21 protein-coding genes are annotated in these 19,434 nt (G+C 59.3%); 15 read left to right on the plus strand and 6 right to left on the minus strand.

What is annotated here, in order from left to right; genetic code table 11:
• Nucleotides 1-364: 364 nt before the first annotated feature.
• A complete protein-coding gene (locus AK821_RS00355) occupies nt 365-949 on the minus strand; it encodes a YajG family lipoprotein (RefSeq protein ID WP_007912832.1) in 585 nt (194 codons plus the stop codon).
• Between the two features lie 205 nt (nt 950-1,154).
• On the opposite strand from AK821_RS00355, the gene AK821_RS00360 reads away from it, so the two are divergent.
• Together AK821_RS00360 and mqo are read left to right on the plus strand one after the other, a co-directional pair.
• Nucleotides 1,155-1,388, plus strand: a complete 234-nt coding sequence (locus tag AK821_RS00360; protein WP_007912834.1) for a hypothetical protein — start codon at nt 1,155-1,157, stop codon at nt 1,386-1,388.
• Nucleotides 1,389-2,096: 708 nt separating this feature from the next.
• Nucleotides 2,097-3,605 carry a malate dehydrogenase (quinone) gene (gene mqo / locus AK821_RS00365; protein WP_064387622.1) on the plus strand — a complete coding sequence of 503 codons (1,509 nt, stop codon included), beginning with the start codon at nt 2,097-2,099 and terminating at the stop codon, nt 3,603-3,605.
• Nucleotides 3,606-3,730: 125 nt separating this feature from the next.
• Here the strand turns inward: mqo and AK821_RS00370 are convergent, their stop codons facing one another.
• The 3 genes from AK821_RS00370 to AK821_RS00380 all read right to left on the minus strand — a co-directional run bounded on the left by AK821_RS00370 (nt 3,731) and on the right by AK821_RS00380 (nt 5,302).
• Nucleotides 3,731-4,018 (minus strand): PA4642 family protein, encoded by a 288-nt coding sequence (locus tag AK821_RS00370; protein WP_064387623.1) that lies wholly within the window; start codon nt 4,016-4,018, stop codon nt 3,731-3,733.
• Between the two features lie 63 nt (nt 4,019-4,081).
• On the minus strand, nt 4,082-4,561 hold the full coding sequence (locus AK821_RS00375) for a hypothetical protein (RefSeq protein ID WP_064387624.1): 480 nt from the start codon (nt 4,559-4,561) through the stop codon (nt 4,082-4,084).
• A gap of 183 nt (nt 4,562-4,744) precedes the next feature.
• Nucleotides 4,745-5,302 carry a hypoxanthine-guanine phosphoribosyltransferase gene (locus AK821_RS00380; protein ID WP_064387625.1) on the minus strand — a complete coding sequence of 186 codons (558 nt, stop codon included), beginning with the start codon at nt 5,300-5,302 and terminating at the stop codon, nt 4,745-4,747.
• Nucleotides 5,303-5,465: 163 nt separating this feature from the next.
• Between AK821_RS00380 and upp the strand changes: the two genes are divergently transcribed.
• Together upp and AK821_RS00390 are read left to right on the plus strand one after the other, a co-directional pair.
• The gene (gene upp / locus AK821_RS00385; protein WP_007912842.1) at nt 5,466-6,104 is read left to right on the plus strand and encodes a uracil phosphoribosyltransferase; all 639 of its coding nucleotides are present in this window, start codon (nt 5,466-5,468) and stop codon (nt 6,102-6,104) included.
• A gap of 2 nt (nt 6,105-6,106) precedes the next feature.
• A complete protein-coding gene (locus tag AK821_RS00390; protein ID WP_064387626.1) occupies nt 6,107-7,381 on the plus strand; it encodes a uracil-xanthine permease family protein in 1,275 nt (424 codons plus the stop codon).
• 102 nt (nt 7,382-7,483) lie between these two features.
• On the opposite strand, the gene hemH is transcribed toward AK821_RS00390, so the two are convergent.
• Together hemH and AK821_RS00400 are read right to left on the minus strand one after the other, a co-directional pair.
• The gene (gene hemH, locus AK821_RS00395; protein ID WP_064387627.1) at nt 7,484-8,509 is read right to left on the minus strand and encodes a ferrochelatase; all 1,026 of its coding nucleotides are present in this window, start codon (nt 8,507-8,509) and stop codon (nt 7,484-7,486) included.
• A 13-nt stretch (nt 8,510-8,522) separates the two neighbouring features.
• On the minus strand, nt 8,523-9,425 hold the full coding sequence (locus AK821_RS00400; protein ID WP_064387628.1) for a TIGR01777 family oxidoreductase: 903 nt from the start codon (nt 9,423-9,425) through the stop codon (nt 8,523-8,525).
• A 197-nt stretch (nt 9,426-9,622) separates the two neighbouring features.
• Here AK821_RS00400 and AK821_RS00405 point away from each other — a divergent pair, with 197 nt between their 5' ends.
• From AK821_RS00405 to AK821_RS00455, 11 genes are all read left to right on the plus strand, one after another.
• Nucleotides 9,623-10,609: an NAD(P)/FAD-dependent oxidoreductase gene (locus AK821_RS00405; protein WP_064387629.1), complete on the plus strand. Its 987-nt coding sequence runs from the start codon at nt 9,623-9,625 to the stop codon at nt 10,607-10,609.
• Nucleotides 10,606-10,821 carry a TIGR02450 family Trp-rich protein gene (locus AK821_RS00410; protein ID WP_064387630.1) on the plus strand — a complete coding sequence of 72 codons (216 nt, stop codon included), beginning with the start codon at nt 10,606-10,608 and terminating at the stop codon, nt 10,819-10,821. Before AK821_RS00405 ends, AK821_RS00410 begins: the two co-directional genes overlap by 4 nt.
• A 214-nt stretch (nt 10,822-11,035) precedes the next feature.
• Nucleotides 11,036-11,998, plus strand: coding sequence for a YbgA family protein (locus tag AK821_RS00415; protein WP_064387631.1), 963 nt, complete (start codon nt 11,036-11,038; stop codon nt 11,996-11,998).
• The gene (locus tag AK821_RS00420) at nt 11,998-12,939 is read left to right on the plus strand and encodes a MerR family transcriptional regulator (RefSeq protein WP_064387632.1); all 942 of its coding nucleotides are present in this window, start codon (nt 11,998-12,000) and stop codon (nt 12,937-12,939) included. Before AK821_RS00415 ends, AK821_RS00420 begins: the two co-directional genes overlap by 1 nt.
• A gap of 20 nt (nt 12,940-12,959) precedes the next feature.
• Nucleotides 12,960-14,402 (plus strand): deoxyribodipyrimidine photo-lyase, encoded by a 1,443-nt coding sequence (gene phrB / locus AK821_RS00425; RefSeq protein WP_177330932.1) that lies wholly within the window; start codon nt 12,960-12,962, stop codon nt 14,400-14,402.
• The gene (locus tag AK821_RS00430) at nt 14,395-14,817 is read left to right on the plus strand and encodes a nuclear transport factor 2 family protein (protein WP_064387634.1); all 423 of its coding nucleotides are present in this window, start codon (nt 14,395-14,397) and stop codon (nt 14,815-14,817) included. Before phrB ends, AK821_RS00430 begins: the two co-directional genes overlap by 8 nt.
• The gene (locus AK821_RS00435; protein ID WP_064387635.1) at nt 14,814-15,596 is read left to right on the plus strand and encodes an SDR family NAD(P)-dependent oxidoreductase; all 783 of its coding nucleotides are present in this window, start codon (nt 14,814-14,816) and stop codon (nt 15,594-15,596) included. The genes AK821_RS00430 and AK821_RS00435 overlap by 4 nt, the downstream gene beginning before the upstream one ends.
• Nucleotides 15,593-16,840 carry an NAD(P)/FAD-dependent oxidoreductase gene (locus tag AK821_RS00440; RefSeq protein WP_064387636.1) on the plus strand — a complete coding sequence of 416 codons (1,248 nt, stop codon included), beginning with the start codon at nt 15,593-15,595 and terminating at the stop codon, nt 16,838-16,840. The genes AK821_RS00435 and AK821_RS00440 overlap by 4 nt, the downstream gene beginning before the upstream one ends.
• Nucleotides 16,837-17,652 (plus strand): DUF1365 domain-containing protein, encoded by an 816-nt coding sequence (locus AK821_RS00445; RefSeq protein ID WP_064387637.1) that lies wholly within the window; start codon nt 16,837-16,839, stop codon nt 17,650-17,652. The genes AK821_RS00440 and AK821_RS00445 overlap by 4 nt, the downstream gene beginning before the upstream one ends.
• Nucleotides 17,639-18,904, plus strand: a complete 1,266-nt coding sequence (locus AK821_RS00450) for an SAM-dependent methyltransferase (RefSeq protein ID WP_064387638.1) — start codon at nt 17,639-17,641, stop codon at nt 18,902-18,904. The genes AK821_RS00445 and AK821_RS00450 overlap by 14 nt, the downstream gene beginning before the upstream one ends.
• Nucleotides 18,897-19,388, plus strand: a complete 492-nt coding sequence (locus AK821_RS00455) for a DUF2878 domain-containing protein (RefSeq protein ID WP_064387639.1) — start codon at nt 18,897-18,899, stop codon at nt 19,386-19,388. The genes AK821_RS00450 and AK821_RS00455 overlap by 8 nt, the downstream gene beginning before the upstream one ends.
• Nucleotides 19,389-19,434: the final 46 nt, after the last annotated feature.

Genomic DNA, 19,434 nt, shown 5'->3' on the forward strand with positions numbered 1-19,434 from the left:
AACGAAGCTGCACGGTGGACACCTCTTCCCAGGACACAGGTCATCTCCTTGGTGATGAGCAATGTGTCTATTAAAATGTGTCCACCATGTCTCCGAACACCCGTCCACCATGTGTCCGGTACATACACTCCCGGAGGGAGAGGGAACCGACCGAGTTGCTTGGTCGAGGTACATCGACCTGAAACATCCAGCCGAACTCCGGTTCTGAAAAGCCCCCGATCGGCTCCCTTCCCCCTCGCCCCCTTGGGGAGAGGGCTGGGGTGAGGGGGATCGATTTCCCATACGCCACAAGTCCCGAACCTGACACCCACAAAAAAGCCCGAAACCATCACTGGCCCCGGGCTTTTTCACATCCGTCGAAAACTTACTCAGCCAAAACCTGACCCACAGTCGGATCCTTGAACAGACGCGTCAGCGCATCACTCAACACATCGCTGACCAGTTTGGTGTTGGTTTCCTGGTTCGGCGCCATGCCGAAACGCTGGTCCAGCGACGCGCCGTAACGGCCGCTGTAACGGCGGTTGGCGTTCTGCACGTCGGAGCGGAACGTCGCGCCGATGGTCGCCTCGGTTACGTACATGCCTTCTTTCGGCGACTGATACTTCAGCTCGGCCAGGGTCACGGTCAGCTGTGGCGCGTTCGGCGCGTTGTTGGTCGGGGTGAAACCGAGCAGACGCACGGCGGCTTCAGCCTGAGCCTGCAGCTTCGGCAGGATCTGCTCGCGCTGCACGGTGATGGCGCTGGTTTCCGGGTACAGGCCGCCACGGGTACCGAGGGTTGGCGACGGGCGACCGTCGACCACACGCACGACGACTGGCTGGCCACGGCCGACCGCTGGCAGCTGGGTGGTCAGCTTCGGCTCCGGGCTCAGTTGTTGCGGGCTGTGGGCGCAGCCGGCCAGGGTCAAACCGGCCACAGTGATCAAACCGAACAACAGGCGTTGCAACATGCTCTTCTCTCCAGAATCAGGCACAAACAGGCCGGCAGTATAGCGGTGGGCCACTGCGGGTAACCAGCGCCCGGCAGCGAATACTGAAATGTCTGACAAACCCCGTTGAAGGCGGTTCCTGTCACAGATTGTTCACCGGCCATACACGTTCGCGTCACGGCGTGTTGCCAACCTTCACACAAGTCCTCCAGCAAGGTACTCAGCCATGCGTTATCTGATCTCGTTGTTCGCTCCACGCCCGCTGCATCGCAGCTTTGCCCTGCTCGACCGCAACGGCCATTGCCAGGCATTCAAGCAGTGCAGCCTGCAACCGATGGGCGACGGTTGGGTGGAAATCGAAGAAATCCGCCTCAACTGGTTACACCAGCCATTGCCCGCCAGCGCCCGCGTCATAGCGTCGCAGCCTCGCGCACGGGTGCAAGCGATGTTGAGCATCTGACCGGATGCCTAATAAAAGTCATTAAACACGAGCAACACCGCGCATTTCTTCGATACAATCTCCCCCCGATTATAAGGACGTCTCCTGATCGGGCCCCGCAACAGCGTCAATGCGCATGCATCGACACCCAAAATCGCCCACAGAGAGCCGCCCACACAGATCGAGTGAAGTTGGCGCGCTTGCCTGTTCTTCCGGCAAAAACCCGCTTTTCGCGAATCTGCAGAGCTGTCATGACGCTCGGCCACCGCGTTGTTTTGCCTTTGCGGGCAAGGTGCCAGGCCTGGACAGCCCTTTTTTGAGGTTCACGTCTTCAAAAGAGCGTGAAAAAAACGGGTTTTCACAACTTCACAAGAGTGTGGCGAGCAAATGAAAAGTTTTGCGTCTGAACATGCACCATTAGCGTCTGAAACAGCCCAACGACACAGGACCGGGTATACCTCGAATATCGGAGCCTGAAGCCTGTCCGCTACGGATTTGGTTGCACAAAAACGGATGTCTCGACCATAAGTCGAATTGCCAGCTGCGTGCTGAAATGAGTTCATGGAGCTCTTGAAAGCCAAGCCGCATACATCCGTCGAAGTTGCGAAAAATTGCGAAGATTCGGACATGACGACCTGACCACGGATAGCTGGGGCATAACTGATCTGTCCCGGAACGCCTGGCAGCCATGCCGACAATTTGGTGCTGCAGATTTTGGAGACGCGTTAAATGGCGCATAACGAAGCAGTCGACGTAGTTCTGGTTGGGGCGGGCATCATGAGTGCCACCCTGGCCGTGCTGCTCAAAGAGCTCGACCCCGCGATCAAGCTGGAAGTCGTCGAGCTGATGGATTCCGGTGCTGCGGAGAGTTCCAACCCTTGGAACAACGCCGGTACCGGCCACGCCGGCCTGTGCGAGCTGAACTACACGCCGCAAGCCGCCGATGGCACTGTCGACATCAAGAAAGCCGTGCACATCAACACCCAGTTCGAGGTGTCGAAGCAGTTCTGGTCGTACCTGACCAAGAAAGGCACCTTCGGCTCGTGCAAATCCTTTATCAGCCCGGTGCCGCACCTGAGCTTCGTCCAGGGCGACAGCGGCGTGTCTTTCCTCAAATCGCGCTTCGACGTGTTGAGCAAGCACCACGCCTTCGCTGACATGGAGTACACCGAAGACAAGGCCAAGATGGCCGAGTGGATGCCGTTGATGATGCCGGGCCGCTCACCGGACGAAGTCCTTGCCGCGACCCGCGTGATGAACGGTACCGACGTCAACTTCGGCGCCCTGACCAATCAGTTGCTCAAGCACCTGACCAGCGCCCCGGACACTCAAGTCAAATACTGCAAGCGCGTGACCGGCCTCAAGCGTAACGGCAGCGGCTGGACCGTCAGCATCAAGGACGTCAACAACGGCAACACCCGTGAAGTCGACGCGAAGTTCGTCTTCCTCGGCGCCGGTGGCGCGGCCCTGCCGTTGCTGCAGGCCTCGGGCATCGAAGAAAGCAAAGGCTTCGGCGGCTTCCCGATCAGCGGCCAGTGGCTGCGTTGCGATAATCCGGAAGTGGTCAAGCAGCACCAGGCCAAGGTTTACAGCCAGGCCGCTGTAGGTTCGCCACCGATGTCGGTGCCGCACCTCGACACCCGTGTGGTCGATGGCAAGAAGTCCCTGCTGTTCGGACCATACGCCGGTTTCACCACCAAGTTCCTCAAGCACGGCTCCTTCATGGACCTGCCGCTGTCGGTTCGCGCCGGCAACATCGGGCCGATGCTGGCGGTAGCGAAAAACAACATGGACCTGACCAAGTACCTGGTCAGCGAAGTGATGCAGTCGATGGAACAGCGTCTGGATTCCCTGCGCCGTTTCTACCCGGAAGCGAAAGCCGAAGACTGGCGCCTGGAAGTGGCCGGCCAACGGGTACAGATCATCAAGAAAGACCCGAAAAAGGGCGGCATCCTGCAGTTCGGTACGGAACTGGTGTCGGCCAAGGACGGTTCCCTTGCCGCACTGCTTGGCGCTTCGCCGGGTGCGTCGGTGACCGTTTCGATCATGCTGGAACTGATCGAGAAGTGCTTTCCGGCCAAGGCCAAGGGTGAGTGGGCTGGCAAACTGGCGGAGATCTTCCCGGCCCGTGAAAAAGTGCTGGAAACCGATGCTGCGTTGTATCGCAAGATCAACACGCAGAACAACATCGCGCTGGAGCTGGTTGAAGAAAGCAGCGAGACCCCAAGCTACGCTTGATCTTGCCGCATAAAAAACGCCCCGATCGGGGCGTTTTTTTATGCCTGTCAAAAGCAAAAGATCGCAGCCTTCGGCAGCTCCTACATGACCGTGTAGGAGCTGCCGAAGGCTGCGATCTTTTGATCTTAAGCGCGGGACTTTTCGATCAGCTCGATGTATTCCGGGGCGTTGCGCTGATCGGCGATCAGCTCAACGAAGGTCTTGCCCTGCTCGTCCTTGCCATCGACGTCGTAGCCAGCTGCAACGAAGAAACCCAGAAAGCGCTCGAAGTCATCGATGCGCAAACCACGGTAAGCCTTGATCAGTTTGTGCAGCGACGGCGAAGTGGCGTCGACCGGTTCAAAATCGAGGAACAGCTTGATCTGCTCATCGCCGATCTCGTCACCAATCACTTGTTTCTTATCTTTACGCATTGCCGACTCCAGCTCGCAGACATTACACGGGGCGGGCAGTTTACCCCTGCCCGACCGCCAGGCTCAACGCGAACGCACCGCCCCGGTGTGCAAATCGGCCCAGATGTGGCCGTTGGCGTAACTGAGGAACTGCACATACACGGTGTCATTGCGCAGCAGATCGATGATCACGCGGTATTGGGCCTGTGGATAAAACAACGTCAGGGTTTTGCTCTTGTCGTCGTAGATCGGCTTTTTCAGGCTTTTACTCTCGCCGTCGAAATTGACCAGCACCTGAGTAATGCTCGCGCCTTTGTTCAGGGACTTGCCCTTGAGGCGAATCATCAATGGCGAGGTGACCGGAATCGGCTGCTGATTGGACTGGCGTTGCGCGCCCACCACTACGGAATAGTCGGTGACCTGCATGAGTTGCTGCTGCTCAGGCTCGGCATCGCGCAGGGTCAGATCGTCCGGCGGCAGGAACTGGCTGTGCATCGGCGCGGCGGACAGCGGCAGGCTGACGGCCAGCAACAGGGCGGCAAAGCTGCGGATCAAGAGGCGCATGACAGGCTCCGGAGGGCGGGGCCGAGCACTCTAGCATGGGTGTACGAAATAGAATCAGCATACAAAAATCTCTGTGGGAGCGTGGCTTGCCCGCGATAGCGTCAGCACATCCAACATCAATGTGTCAGACATTCCGCCATCGCGGGCAAGCCCGCTCCCACAGGGATTGGGGGATGCCAAGGATTACATGCCTTTAACGGCAAAGATCCCGTTGGCGTTACGCCAGTAGCCTTTGTAGTCCATGCCGTAACCGAAGATGTAGCGGTCGATGCACGGCAGGCCGACGAAATCGGCTTTCAGGTCAGGACGTGCTTTGCGGTCGTGATCCTTGTCGATCAGCACGGCGGTGTGCACTTTGCGCGCGCCGGCGTGTTTGCAGAAGTCGATGATCGCGCCGAGGGTGTGACCTTCGTCGAGGATGTCGTCGATGATCAGCACGTCGCGGTCGATGAACGAAACTTCCGGCTTGGCTTTCCAGAACAGGTCGCCGCCGCTGGTTTCGTTGCGATAACGGGTCGCGTGCAGGTAGGACGCTTCCAGCGGGAAGTGCAGATGGGTCAGCAGCTTGCCGGAGAAGATCAGGCCGCCGTTCATCACGCAGAACACCACCGGGTTGCTGTCAGCCAGTTGTTCGTTGATTTGTGCACCGACACGGGCGATGGCCGCCTCGACTTCAGCTTCGGTGTACAGGCAGTCAGCCTCTCGCATGATTTGACGGATATGCTCGAGATCAGCGGACATGGCGCTCTCCAGGGGGGGATGTTTTCGGAAAAGCGGGCAAAGGTACGCATCCATTGAGGCCGAATCAAGCCTTTATGGACTAACGTACAGAATGTCCTATAGGACATCACCCTCGGATAGATTAATCTAGGCCGGTTTTTTTGCCCGCCGCCGGAGTTTTTCCATGCCCATCCTCGAGATCCGCCATCCGCTGATCCGTCATAAACTCGGCCTGATGCGCCGCGCCGATATCAGCACCAAGAACTTCCGTGAGCTCGCTCAGGAAGTCGGCGCCCTGTTGACCTATGAAGCTACAAAAGATTTGCCGTTGGAGTCCTACGATATTGCAGGCTGGTGCGGCACCGTGTCGGTCGAGAAGATCGCCGGCAAGAAGATCACCGTCGTGCCGATCCTGCGCGCCGGCATCGGCATGCTTGAAGGCGTGTTGAGCCTGATCCCGGGTGCAAAAGTCTCCGCTGTGGGCGTCGCCCGCAACGAAGAAACCCTGCAAGCGCACACTTATCTGGAAAAACTGGTTCCGGAAATCGACGAACGGTTGGCGATGATCATCGACCCGATGCTCGCCACCGGCAGTTCGATGGTTGCGACCATTGATCTGTTGAAGAAAGCCGGCTGCAAAGACATCCGCGCCATGGTGCTGGTTGCCGCGCCGGAAGGTATCGCAGCAGTCGAAAAAGCTCACCCGGACGTGACCATCTACACCGCGTCCATCGATGAGCGCTTGAACGAGCACGGTTACATCATCCCTGGACTTGGCGACGCCGGTGACAAGATCTTCGGCACCAAGCAGAAGGACGCGTAACCATGCAGCAAGAGTTCAACGATCCGCTCTGGCGCACGGTGCTGTCCGGCGCCCAGATGCTGTTCGTGGCTTTCGGCGCCTTGGTGCTGATGCCGCTGATCACGGGCCTGGACCCGAACGTGGCACTGTTTACCGCAGGTCTGGGAACGATCCTGTTCCAGATCGTCACCGGGCGTCAGGTGCCGGTGTTTCTGGCGTCGAGCTTCGCTTTCATCACCCCGATCATTCTCGCCAAGGGCCAGTTCGGCCTCGCCGCGACCATGGGCGGCGTGATGGCGGCCGGTTTCGTCTACACCTTCCTCGGCCTTGCCGTGAAGATCAAAGGCACCGGTTTCATTGACCGTTTGCTGCCGCCGGTGGTGATTGGTCCGGTGATCATTTCCATCGGTCTGGCCATGGCGCCGATTGCCGCGAACATGGCGATGGGCAAGGCTGGCGACGGTTCGGAACTGATCCACTACCAGACCGCAATGATGATCTCGATGCCGGCACTGCTGACCACGTTGATCGTGGCGGTGTTCGGCAAAGGCATCTTCCGTCTGGTGCCGATCATTTCCGGTGTGCTGGTCGGTTTTGCCATGGCGTTCTATTTCGGCGTGGTCGACACAGCGAAGATTGCCGCAGCGCCATGGTTTGCGATTCCGCATTTCACCGCGCCGGAGTTCAACTGGCAGGCGATTCTGTTCATCGTTCCGGTGGCCTTGGCCCCAGCCATTGAACACATCGGCGGCGTGATTGCTGTGGGTAGCGTGACCGGTCGCGACTATCTGAAGAAGCCGGGCCTGCATCGCACCCTGCTCGGTGACGGCATTGCCACCACCGCAGCCGGTCTGTTCGGTGGCCCGCCGAACACCACCTACGCCGAAGTGACTGGCGCCGTGATGCTGACCAAGAACTACAACCCGAAAATCATGACGTGGGCGGCGATTTTCGCCATCAGCCTGGCGTTCATCGGCAAATTCGGCGCGCTGCTGCAGAGCATTCCGGTACCGGTGATGGGCGGGATTCTGTGTCTGTTGTTCGGTTCGATCGCGGCGGTGGGCATGAACACCCTGATCCGTCACAAGATCGATCTGGGCGAAGCGCGCAATCTGGTGATTGTTTCGGTGACGTTGGTATTCGGGATTGGCGGTGTGCTGGTCGGCACTGGCACCGGTCCGGACGACTTCGGCCTCAAAGGCATCGCGCTGTGCGCGGGGGTGGCGATTGCGCTGAACCTGATTCTGCCGGGCAATGACGGCTGGAAAAACAAGAAGGCGGATGAGCCACTGATCTGAACCTTTAGATCTTCATCGCCTGACAGATAGCCATCGCGAGCAGGCTCACTCCTACAAGGTCAACGCAATACCTGTAGGAGTGAGCCTGCTCGCGATTCGCTTTCAGAGCGCCAGCGGCGCTCGTTCGCAAAGAGTTGCCAACGCCTTCGCCCAATGCGTGTCGTCGTTCAGACAAGGCACCAGCACCAACTCCTCGCCCCCCGCTTCGCGGAACTGTTCCTTGCCGCGATCACCAATCTCTTCCAGCGTCTCGATGCAATCGGCGACAAACGCCGGGCACATCACCAGAATTTTCTTCACGCCGCTTTTCGCCAGTTCATCCAGGCGCGCTTCGGTGTACGGCTCGATCCACTTCGCCCGCCCCAGACGCGACTGAAACGACACCGACCATTTGCCATCAGGCAGGCCCATGCGCTGAGCAAACAACGCCGCTGTACGCAGGCATTGCGCGCGATAACAGGTCGCCATGACCGCAGGAGAGGCGTTCTTGCAGCAGTCGTCATTCTTGAAGCAATGATTGCCGGTCGGATCGAGTTTGGTCAGATGCCGTTCCGGCAATCCATGGAAGCTCAGCAGCAAGTGATCGTAATCCTGCTGCAAATGCGGCCTGGCGCTTTCGACCAGCGCATCCAGATATTCCGGCTGATCGTAGAACGGTTGCAGCACTGACAATTTGACATCGAGCTTTTTCTCGCGGATCACCCGCTTGGCTTCCTCGATCACTGTGGTCGTGGTGCTGTCGGCGAACTGTGGATACAGCGGCGCCAGCGTGATGCGCTTGTGCCCCGCCGCGACCAGTTTCAGCAGGCCGGTTTCAATCGACGGCTCACCGTATCGCATCGCCAGCTCTACCGGCCCCTGCTTCCATTGCGCCTTCATCTGCTGTTGCAGGCGACGGCTGAGCACCACCAGCGGCGAACCCGCCTCCCACCAAATCGAGGCGTAGGCATGGGCCGATTGTTCCGGACGCTTGATCAGGATCAGCGACACCAGCAGACGCCGCACCGGCCATGGCAGGTCGATCACGTACGGGTCCATCAGGAATTGATTGAGGTAGCTGCGTACATCGGCCACCGAAGTGGAGGCCGGGGAACCCAGGTTGACCAGAAGCAAGGCGTGATCGGTCATGCAACGTCCTATTTCAGAGGCGGCTGGAAAGATCGTCCAGAGCCGCGCGTAAATCCGTGAACTGGAAAGTGAAACCCGCTTCCAGCAAGCGTGCTGGCAAGGCCTTCTGGCCACCGAGCAACAACAAAGACATCTCGCCGAGGCCGACCTTCAGCGCCAGGGTCGGCATCGGCATGAACGCCGGGCGGTGCAGAACGCTGCCCAGCGTCTTGGCAAATTCGCGATTGCGCACAGGTTGCGGCGCGCAGGCATTATAAGGACCACTGGCCTGATCGCGGTGCAGAAGAAAATCAATCAGGGCGATTTGATCGTCGATATGAATCCACGGCATCCACTGCCGCCCATTGCCCAAAGGCCCGCCGAGCCCGAGTTTGAACGGCAGCAACAGCCGTGACAAAAAGCCGCCCTCGGCCGACAGCACCAGACCGGTTCGCACCAGCACCACACGAATGCCTTGGGCCTCGGCACGCTGTGCGGTTTCCTCCCAGGCAATGCACAACTGGCTGGCGAAATCGTCGATCACCGGCGGTGAATCTTCCGTCAACTCGCGCTCACCACCGTCGCCATACCAGCCGATCGCCGAACCGGAAATCAGCAATGCCGGTTTCTGCGCGCGGGTTTCGAGCCACGCCAACAATGTTTCCGTCAGCTTGATGCGGCTGCTCCACAACAACGCCTTGCGGCGATGGGTCCACGGCCGATCGGCAATCGGCGCACCGGCCAGATTGATGATCGCGTCCACAGGCTCCTCGCCGAGATCTTCCAGACGCGCGATGCCACGCACCTGCGCGCCGCAGATCTTCGCGACCTTCTCCGGTTTACGGCTCCACACCGTCAGGCGATGGCCCTGCTGCGACCAGTGTCGGCAGAGCTGACGTCCGATCAAACCAGTACCGCCGGTCAGCAATATGTGCATGACATCTTCCTCGCGTGGCGTTTTACCCTGATCACTAGTCTATTTTTATAAACAGGGATCTTTTCTATCGGGCAGGCTCTATTGTTTAACCATAGGCCAAGCTGTCAGAACGAGAACGCTAGAAGTTATACCAAAAAACAAAATTGTACAGGTTTCATCCACGGCGTAGTCTGTACAGAAAGGTAAACGAGGCCCCTATGACTGTACCTATCGCAATCATCGGCACCGGCATCGCCGGACTCTCCGCCGCCCAGGCTCTGACAGAGACCGGGCATACCGTTCAATTATTCGACAAAAGTCGCGGCAGCGGCGGGCGCATGTCGAGCAAGCGTAGCGACGCTGGCTCACTGGACATGGGTGCGCAATATTTCACCGCACGTGACCGCCGCTTCGTCACCGAAGTGCAGCGCTGGCAAAGCCAGGGCTGGGTCGCCGAGTGGACGCCGCAGCTCTATACCTGCCAGGGTGGCCAATTGAACCTGTCGCCGGACGAACAGACCCGCTGGGTTGGTGCGCCGCGCATGAGCGCCATCACCCGTGGTTTGCTCGACGGTCTGGAAGTGCATTTCGCCTGCCGGATTACCGAGGTTTTTCGCGGTGAAGAACACTGGCATTTGCAAGACGCCGAAGGCTTCACCCACGGCCCGTTCAGCCACGTGGTGATTGCCACGCCGGCACCGCAAGCGACCGCGCTATTGGCCGCTGCACCGAAACTCGCCGGCGCCGCTGCGGGGGTGAAGATGGATCCGACCTGGGCCGTCGCCCTCGCCTTCGACACGCCACTGGATACGCCAATTGAAGGCTGCTTCGTGCAGGACAGTCCGCTCGACTGGCTGGCGCGCAACCGCAGCAAACCGGGGCGCGACAACACCCTCGACACCTGGGTACTGCATGCCACCAGTGCATGGAGTCGGCAACACATCGATTTGTCCAAGGAAGCAGTGATCGAGCAACTGCACGGCGCCTTTGCCGAGTTGCTGCACAGCGCCATGCCCGCGCCGACCTTCAGCCTCGCCCACCGCTGGCTCTATGCTCGCCCTGCGACAGGTCACGAATGGGGCACCTTGGCCGATGCCGATCTGGGCCTGTATGCCTGCGGCGACTGGTGCCTTTCTGGCCGCGTCGAAGGGGCCTGGCTGAGCGGTCAGGAGGCTGCACGTCGCTTGCATGAGCACCTGCAGTGAAGCGCATCAATCCGCAAAAATTGCTGCTGTCGAAATGGACAGCAGCCCATCCGCAGAACCGTGAAAAACACTTTCTGGTGACCGAGTTGTTCCGTGATGAGGAAGGCACGGTGCTGGAAGTCGAGTTGCAGGCGGTGTTGACCAAACGCGTTGAACGCTTCGATTGGCAAGTCCTCAAGAACAACGATCACTGGCTATTGGGCTGGCAATAAAGCCCCCTGTAGGAGTGAGCCTGCTCGCGATAGCGGGGGACCATTCAACATTTTTATTGAATGACATACCGCTATCGCGAGCAGGCTCACTCCTACAGGAATCGCATCAACCGGAAAAAGTTATACAAATAATTTGACTTGTACACCCATGAATCTATGCTGAGCAAAGTTGTACAGAGATTTACCTCTGTACAGGTATGGATTCGAGGTGTTCATGTCTGATCCTTGCGTAGCCAAACCTAAAATCGCCATCAGCGCCTGCTTGCTGGGCGCGGAGGTGCGCTACAACGGTGGACACAAGGAATCACGCCTGTGCAGCCGCACCCTCACCGAGCATTTCGAATTTGTTCCGGTGTGTCCGGAGGTCGCAATCGGCTTGGGCATTCCTCGCGAACCGATCCGCCTCGTCGGTGATCCAGAACATCCTGAAGCCATCGGCACGGTAAACCCGGCGATCAACGTCACCCGGCCATTGGCCGAATATGGCGAGAAAATGGCCGCTGAACTCGATGACATCTGCGGCTACATCTTCATGCAGCAATCGCCGTCCTGCGGCCTGGAACGGGTCAAGGTCTACCACGCCAACGGCGCCCCGGTGAACGGCGGCGGGCGCGGGATCTACGCCCAGGCGTTTTGCGCCCGACACCCGGATCTGCCCGTGGAAGAAGCCGGGCGCCTCAACGATCCAGTGCTGCGCGAGAACTTCATCACCCGCGTGTTCGCCTACAGCGAATGGCAACAAGTCATCGCTCGAGGCTTGAGCCGCCGCACGCTCACCGAATTCCATTCGCGCTACAAATACTTGCTGATGGCGCACAACCCGCTGCAATACAAGGCGCTGGGCAAACTGCTCGGCAACATGGCCGACACCGATCCCGTCGAACTGGGCCCGCGCTATTTCAGCGAACTGATGGCGGCGCTGAAAAAATGCGCCACCCGTGGCACGCACTGCAACGTGCTGCTGCACATCAGCGGTTATCTGAAACAAGTGATCAGCGCCGAAGACAAACAGGAAATGGTTCACGTCATCAGCCAATACCGCCTCGGCATCGTGCCCTTGGTGGTGCCGTTGACGCTGCTCAAGCATCACTTTCGCCTCCATCCGGACCCGTACATCGCGCAACAGGTTTACCTGCAACCGCACCCGGAAAACCTCAGTCTGCGAAACGCCATCTAATGAACGACAAACTCGATACCAGCGCTCAGGAAGACCTTGGCGCTGATTTTAAGAAAGCCCTCGACGAGGGCTGGCTGCCGATTCGCGAAGTCGCCCGGCAAACCGGCGTCAATGCGATCACCCTGCGTGCGTGGGAACGCCGTTATGGGCTGGTCGTGCCACAACGCACCCCCAAAGGTCACCGGCTGTATTCGGCCGAACATGTGCAGCGAATTCTGACGATCCTTACCTGGCTCAACCGTGGCGTGGCAGTCAGCCAGGTCAAACCACTGCTCGACACGCCACAGGCGTTCAGCGAATCAGTGGAAAACGACTGGCAGCGCTTGCGCCAGACACTGCTGGCGGCCGTTACGCAACTCAGTGAACGCAGCCTCGACGACAGCGTCAATCAAGCCATGGCGCTCTACCCGCCACGCACGCTGTGCGAGCAATTGCTCATGCCGTTGCTGACGGAACTGGAGCAGCGCTGGCAGGGCCAATTCGGTGCACAGATGGAACGCGTGTTTTTTTATTCGTGGCTGCGCAGCAAATTTGGCGCACGCATCTACCATAACAACCGTCAGTTGCATGCTGCGCCCTTGCTGTTGATCAATCATTCCGACCTGCCACTGGAACCTCATCTGTGGCTATGCGCGTGGCTGATCAGCAGCTCCGATTGCCCGGTGCACGTGTTTGACTGGCCGCTACCGGTGGGAGAACTGGCGCTGACAGCAGAACACCTGCAAGCGCGTGGCGTACTGCTGTATTCCAGCAAAGCCATGAACCTTGCGCAGTTGCCGAAACTATTGAACGGAGTGAGTTGCCCGAAATTACTGGTCGGACCAACGGTATGCATCCACCACGCCGAGTTGTCCGTAAAAACTTCCGAGATCGCTGATTTGTACCTGGCTGAAGACCCGCTTTCAGCGCACCAGGCACTCGTTCAGCGTGGGCTGATTTAATGGACGCAGTGAGTTCCGACATGCAATTGATCTGGCTACGCAGCGACTTGCGCCAACATGACAACACCGCCCTCGCGGCCGCCGCAGCGCGCGGTCCGACGGTCGCCGTGTACCTGTTGAGCCCGCAGCAATGGCTGGAACATGACGATGCTCCATGCAAGGTCGACTTCTGGTTGCGCAATCTCAATGAGCTGAGCAAAAGCCTCGACGAGCTGAACATCCCCTTGTTGATTCGCACCGCAGCGCATTGGGATCAGGCTCCGGCCGAACTGCTCAAGCTGTGCCAGCAACTGAAGATTGAAGCGCTGCACGTCAACGAAGAATACGGCGTCCATGAAAGCCGTCGCGATGCCGCAGTGGCTGAAACGTTGACAGCCAAGGGCATCGAGTTTCACAGTTATCTCGACCAGTTGCTGTTCAAACCCGGCACCGTGCTGACCAAGACCGAAACCTACTTCAAGGTCTTCAGCCAGTTCAGAAAAGTCTGTTATGAGCGCCTGCATCGCTCGATGCCGGCATTAGTCAAGGCACCCGGCAAGCAGGCAAAACTCAAAGTCGACAGCGACCCGGTTCCTGACGCGATCAAAGGCTTCGCCACCCCGAGTCCATCCCTCCAGGCTCTTTGGCCGGCCGGAGAAAAAGAAGCGCAGCGTCGCCTCGATACCTTCGCCGACGCACAAATCGACTACTACCAAAGCGAACGCGACTTCCCGGCCAAGCCCGGCACCAGTCAACTCTCGGCCTATCTCGCCGCTGGTGTGATTTCGCCGCGCCAATGCCTGCACGCCGCCCTGCAAAGCAATCAGGGTGAGTTCGAGAGCGGCAAAGTCGGTGCAGTCACCTGGATCAACGAGTTGCTTTGGCGCGAGTTCTACAAACACATCCTGGTCGGCTATCCGCGAGTCTCGCGGCACCGCGCCTTTCGCCCGGAAACCGAAGCCCTCGCCTGGCGTGATGCACCGGAAGATCTCGCCGCCTGGCAAGAAGCGCGCACTGGCCTGCCGATCATCGATGCGGCCATGCGCCAATTGCTGGAAACCGGCTGGATGCACAATCGCCTGCGCATGGTCGTGGCGATGTTCCTGACCAAAAACCTGTTGATCGACTGGCGCGAAGGCGAGCGCTTTTTCATGCGCCACTTGATCGATGGCGACCTCGCGGCGAACAACGGCGGCTGGCAATGGAGTTCGTCGACCGGCACCGATTCAGCACCGTACTTCCGTATCTTCAATCCGTTGAGCCAGTCGGAAAAATTCGACAGCGAAGGCCTGTTCATCAAGCACTGGCTGCCGCAACTCGCCGGTCTCAACAAAAAAGAAGTGCATAACCCGGCCAGCGCCGGTCTGTTCGGTGCCGCCGACTACCCGCCGCCGATCGTCAATCTGAGCGCTTCACGGGAGCGGGCGCTGACAGCGTTCAAGAACCTGCCCTCGCGCCAAGCCATCGGAGATGATCATGAGTGAATTCCTGCAGCGCTTCGCCCGGCAATTTTCAGCGTTGAACAAAGACAACCTGCAACGCCTGGGCGAGCTCTACAGCGATGACATTCATTTCACCGACCCGCTGCACGAAGTTCAGGGCCTGGCGCAATTGCGCGATTACTTTAGCGAGCTTTACGCCAACGTCAGCGAATTGCATTTCGACTTTCACGGTTTCGACCAGATCAGCGAGGGCGAAGGCTACTTGCGCTGGGTCATGCGTTATCGCCACCCGCGCCTGGCGGGTGGTCAGGTGATTCGCGTCAGCGGCTGCTCGCACCTGCTGTGGCACGACAAGGTTTATCGCCATCGGGATTATTTCGATGCCGGGGCACTGCTTTATGAACATTTACCCGTATTGGGCCGGGTGATCGCCTGGCTGAAAAGGAGAATGGGATGAGTCGTACAACTCCACGGCGTTATTGGTTGACCGGGGCCAGCAGTGGCATCGGCGCGGCGCTGGCTGAAGAGATACTGAAAACCGGTGCGCACCTGGCAGTCAGTTCACGCCAGCTCGCACCGCTCAAAGTGTTATCGCAACGCTATCCGGGACAGGTATTGGTAGTCCCGGGGGATTTGACCAACAGCCAGACCGTGCGCGAAATCGGCGAGCAGATTGCTGAGGACTGGGGTTCGCTGGACAGCGTCATCCTCAACGCCGGGACCTGTGAATACGTCGATGCCAAGCAGTTCGATGCCTCGATCATCGAACACGTGGTACGCACCAATCTGCTCGCCAGCAGTTACTGCATCGAGGCCGCCCTGCCGCTGCTGCGCAAAGGCAACGCACCGCATCTGGTCGGCGTGGCGAGTTCGGTGACCTATTTGCCGTTGCCTCGGGCTGAAGCCTACGGTGCATCGAAGGCCGGGCTGCGTTACTTGTTCGAATCGCTGCGCATTGATCTTGCGGACGAGGGCATTGAAGTCACTGTGGTCAGCCCGGGGTTTGTCGAGACGCCGCTGACCGCCAAAAACGATTTCCCGATGCCGCTCAGCTGGCCTGTGGATAAAGCCGCGCGGCACATCTTTGCCAAGCTCAAGGATCGACCTCTGGAGATCGCTTTTCCGGCACTGTTCATGGCGGCGCTATGGCCCTTGTCGAAACTGCCCGCGCGCGCGCAACTGGCCATCGGCAAGCGCATGGTGCGCAAGCCACCACCACAGACGGATCCGGCATGAAGATCGCCATCGTCGGGAGCGGCATCGCCGGGCTGACCTGCGCCTACCTGCTCAATCGCCGACACGACGTCACGGTGTTCGAAGCCAGCGACTGGGTCGGTGGTCACACGCATACCGTGGAGGTCACGGTCGAAGGTCGCAAGTACGCCGTGGACACCGGTTTCATCGTGTTCAACGACTGGACCTATCCGAACTTCATTCGCCTGCTGGGCCAACTGGGCGTGCCGTTCAAACCGACCGAAATGAGTTTTTCGGTGACCGATCCGGACACTGGCCTGGAATACAACGGCAACAACCTCAACAGCCTCTTTGCCCAGCGCAGCAATCTGCTGTCGCCGGGGTTCTGGGGCATGCTGCGTGACATTCTGCGCTTCAATAAAGAAGCGCAACGCGACCTCCTGGAGCTGCGCATCGCGGCCGACACCACCCTCGACGAATACCTCAAGGCTGGCGGTTACGGCGAACGTTTCATCCTGCATTACATCGTGCCGATGGGCGCGGCGATCTGGTCGATGCCGATGGCCGAAATGCTCAATTTTCCGCTGCAGTTTTTTGTCCGGTTTTTCAAGAACCACGGTTTGTTGTCTGTCAGTGACCGTCCGCAATGGCAAGTCATCGAAGGCGGTTCAAGCGCTTATATCGCACCGCTGACGGCCGCGTTCAAGGACAGAATCCGACTCGCTTGCCCAGTAACCCGAGTTGACCGCGATGTGCACGGTGTGATGATCCACAGCCCGGTGGGCATTGAGCATTTCGACCAGGTAGTGTTCGCCTGCCACAGCGATCAAGCGTTGAAACTGCTAGCGGTTCCGAGCGATGCCGAACGCGCGATCCTCGGCGCCCTGCCCTACGCCGACAATGAGGTGGTGCTGCACACCGACACGCGCTTGCTGCCGACACGCAAACTGGCGTGGGCGAGCTGGAATTATCGCCTCGGCGGATCCGGCCATACCCAGGCTGCGGTCACTTACGACATGAACATTCTGCAAGGTATCCAGAGCGACACGACATTTTGCGTCAGCCTCAACCAGAGTGCTGGCATCAGCCCGTTCAAAGTGCTCGCCAAATACACCTACGCGCACCCGCAATACAGCCTCGCGGCGGTCGCGGCGCAAAATCGCTGGGCCGAACTCGATGGCGCGCAACACAGCCATTATTGCGGCGCCTATTGGGCCAACGGTTTTCATGAAGACGGCGTGGTCAGCGCTTTACGTGTGGCTGCCGCGTTCGGGGAAACCTTATGAACAGCGCCCTGTACAGCGGCTGGATCGGCCATCGGCGCTTCTCGCCGCGCCAGCATCAATTCCGCTATCGGATCGGCCTGATCTACCTCGATCTAAGCGAGCAGGACGCGGTGCTGGCGCTGTCACCGCTGGCCGGGCGCAGCCGCTTTGCGCCGTTTTCGTTTCGGGAGAGCGACTACCTCAAGACCTATACCGGTCGTGGTGTGCGCCTGATCGATGCTGTGCGCCAACAAGTGGCTGCCGCCATCGGTCATGAGCCGCAAGGCGCGGTCTGCCTGCTGACTCAGGCGCGCAGTTGGGGCCTGTCGTTCAACCCGGTGAGTTTCTTTTACTGCCATGAGGCGGACGGGCAACTGGCGGCGATTGTCTGCGAGGTCACCAACACGCCGTGGCGCGAACGCTATCACTACGTGCTGCCGGCGCGCACGCCGGTCAATCTGCAGGATTTTCATCAGCACTTCGCCGTGGCCAAAGCCTTTCACGTTTCGCCGTTTTTGCCGCGCGATCTCGAATACCGCATGAGCTTCAGCCCCGCCGCGCAAACCCTCGGCGTGCACATGGCCGACTGGCAGGGCGAGCAAAAACTGTTCGACGCGACGCTCAATCTGCAACGCGAAACCCTTGATCGCCACAGCTTGCACCGTCACTTGCGGCGCTTTCCGTGGATGACCGCGAAAACCGCGTTGGCGATTTACTGGCAAGCGCTGCGACTGCTGCTCAAACGCGCTCCGATCTTTGCTCATCAGACTGCCGACGGCAGCTTTCAAACCGCCACTGTGCCTCCCAAGGAGCACCGCCATGAAATCCTCTAGCCTGTCGGTCAGTCGGCTCAGCACTAACGGTTTGACCGGATCGCTGCTGCGCCGAGGCGTATTGCGCCAACTCGCTCAGCTCAAACACGGGCAATTGATGGTGTTCGAAGACGGCGAACAAATGCTCTTCGGTACGCCCGGCAGTGCGCTGCTGGGAGAAATCCACATCACCGATCCAGCAGCCTGGGGGATGGTTGCCAGCAGTGGCTCGATTGGCGCCGGCGAAGCGTTTATTCATGGCTACTGGAGTTCGCCGGATCTGACGGCGGTGGTGCGCGTGTTTGTCAGCAACCTGGAAGTACTCGATGCCATGGAGGGCGGCCTCGCCCGCCTCGGGAGGCCATTGGTGCAAGGCCTGCACTGGCTCAATCGCAATACGCGCAAGGGCTCACAGAAAAACATCGCCGCGCACTACGACCTCGGCAATGACCTGTTCGAGCAGTTTCTCGACCCGACCATGATGTATTCGGCAGCGCAGTTTCTGACGCCCGAAGACACGCTTGAGCAGGCGCAACTGAACAAACTCGAACGGATCTGCCAGAAGCTCGCGCTCAAGCCCAGTGACCATTTGCTTGAGATCGGCACCGGTTGGGGCAGCATGGCGCTTTACGCGGCGCAACATTACGGCTGCCGCGTCACCACCACCACGCTGTCGAAAGAACAGTACGCCTTTACCGCACAGCGCATCGAACAACTTGGATTGCAGCAACAAGTGACGCTGCTGCTCAAGGACTATCGCGACCTCACCGGCGAGTACGACAAACTGGTGTCGATCGAGATGATCGAAGCGGTCGGTCATCGCTTTCTGCCGACCTACTTCAAACAGTGCGCGCACTTGCTCAAGAGCAACGGCCTGATGCTGATTCAGGCGATCACCATTCGCGAGCAACGCTATGAGCAGGCCAAGCGCGGCGTCGACTTCATCCAGCGCTACATCTTCCCCGGCGGTGCCCTGCCCTGTGTGCAGAAAATGCTCGAAGTGGTCGGCCGCGACACCGACATGAACCTGCTGCACATGGAGGATTTCGGCCTGCACTACGCGCGCACCCTGCGCCTGTGGCACGAGAACTTCCGCCGCGCCCATGGCCGTTTGAGCGAATTGGGCTACGACGATTATTTCCTGCGACTGTGGGAGTTCTACCTGTGCTACTGCGAAGGTGGTTTCCTGGAACGCACCATCGGCACCGCGCAATTGCTGCTGGCCAAACCGGCCGCGATAACTGCGCCGCTGCTCGGACGCTTCGATGCTTGAGCGTGTGGCCAATGCCGTGCTGTTCCAGATCGGCTGGCTGACGTGCGTGCTCGGCGGCAACAGTTTGTGGTTGTTGATCGCGTTAGCGGTGCTGGTGATCCATCTGCGCTGGATCAGCAGTTGGGCGGCTGAAGGCCGTTTGATTTTGAGCGTGGTGATTGTCGGCACGGCGGTGGACAGTGTGTTGCGTGGTGTCGGGGTATTCGAGTTTCAGGATCAGTCGCCACTGATTCCGTTGTGGCTGATGCTGCTGTGGGCGCTGCTCGCGACGACGCTGCGCCATTGCCTGCAATGGAGTGCCCGGCCCTGGTGGCTGGCGAGTGTGCTTGGCGCAGTCGGCGGAGCACTGTCGTATTACGCTGGCGGACGCCTGGCCGGGGTGCAATTTCCCTACGGCGAACTACCCACGCTGATCGGTATCGGCCTGCTCTGGGCGCTGCTGTTTCCGCTGCTGCATGGGATGGCGCGACGACTGGCACATTGAGCGTCTGTCAGACCTTTCACACGCACAGCAGCGACTGCCTTACACT

Source organism: Pseudomonas sp. RIT-PI-r, from assembly GCF_001297015.1.
Classification (GTDB): Bacteria; Pseudomonadota; Gammaproteobacteria; order Pseudomonadales; family Pseudomonadaceae; genus Aquipseudomonas.

Excerpts from the sequence above, each read along its gene's own strand:
- AK821_RS00355 (WP_007912832.1), bottom strand. The coding sequence starts at position 949 with ATGTTGCAACGCCTGTTGTTCGGTTTGATCACTGTGGCCGGTTTGACC.
- AK821_RS00360 (WP_007912834.1), top strand. The coding sequence starts at position 1,155 with ATGCGTTATCTGATCTCGTTGTTCGCTCCACGCCCGCTGCATCGCAGC.
- mqo (WP_064387622.1), top strand. The coding sequence starts at position 2,097 with ATGGCGCATAACGAAGCAGTCGACGTAGTTCTGGTTGGGGCGGGCATC.
- AK821_RS00370 (WP_064387623.1), bottom strand. The coding sequence starts at position 4,018 with ATGCGTAAAGATAAGAAACAAGTGATTGGTGACGAGATCGGCGATGAG.
- AK821_RS00375 (WP_064387624.1), bottom strand. The coding sequence starts at position 4,561 with ATGCGCCTCTTGATCCGCAGCTTTGCCGCCCTGTTGCTGGCCGTCAGC.
- AK821_RS00380 (WP_064387625.1), bottom strand. The coding sequence starts at position 5,302 with ATGTCCGCTGATCTCGAGCATATCCGTCAAATCATGCGAGAGGCTGAC.
- upp (WP_007912842.1), top strand. The coding sequence starts at position 5,466 with ATGCCCATCCTCGAGATCCGCCATCCGCTGATCCGTCATAAACTCGGC.
- AK821_RS00390 (WP_064387626.1), top strand. The coding sequence starts at position 6,107 with ATGCAGCAAGAGTTCAACGATCCGCTCTGGCGCACGGTGCTGTCCGGC.
- hemH (WP_064387627.1), bottom strand. The coding sequence starts at position 8,509 with ATGACCGATCACGCCTTGCTTCTGGTCAACCTGGGTTCCCCGGCCTCC.
- AK821_RS00400 (WP_064387628.1), bottom strand. The coding sequence starts at position 9,425 with ATGCACATATTGCTGACCGGCGGTACTGGTTTGATCGGACGTCAGCTC.
- AK821_RS00405 (WP_064387629.1), top strand. The coding sequence starts at position 9,623 with ATGACTGTACCTATCGCAATCATCGGCACCGGCATCGCCGGACTCTCC.
- AK821_RS00415 (WP_064387631.1), top strand. The coding sequence starts at position 11,036 with ATGTCTGATCCTTGCGTAGCCAAACCTAAAATCGCCATCAGCGCCTGC.
- AK821_RS00420 (WP_064387632.1), top strand. The coding sequence starts at position 11,998 with ATGAACGACAAACTCGATACCAGCGCTCAGGAAGACCTTGGCGCTGAT.
- phrB (WP_177330932.1), top strand. The coding sequence starts at position 12,960 with ATGCAATTGATCTGGCTACGCAGCGACTTGCGCCAACATGACAACACC.
- AK821_RS00430 (WP_064387634.1), top strand. The coding sequence starts at position 14,395 with ATGAGTGAATTCCTGCAGCGCTTCGCCCGGCAATTTTCAGCGTTGAAC.
- AK821_RS00435 (WP_064387635.1), top strand. The coding sequence starts at position 14,814 with ATGAGTCGTACAACTCCACGGCGTTATTGGTTGACCGGGGCCAGCAGT.
- AK821_RS00440 (WP_064387636.1), top strand. The coding sequence starts at position 15,593 with ATGAAGATCGCCATCGTCGGGAGCGGCATCGCCGGGCTGACCTGCGCC.
- AK821_RS00445 (WP_064387637.1), top strand. The coding sequence starts at position 16,837 with ATGAACAGCGCCCTGTACAGCGGCTGGATCGGCCATCGGCGCTTCTCG.
- AK821_RS00450 (WP_064387638.1), top strand. The coding sequence starts at position 17,639 with ATGAAATCCTCTAGCCTGTCGGTCAGTCGGCTCAGCACTAACGGTTTG.
- AK821_RS00455 (WP_064387639.1), top strand. The coding sequence starts at position 18,897 with ATGCTTGAGCGTGTGGCCAATGCCGTGCTGTTCCAGATCGGCTGGCTG.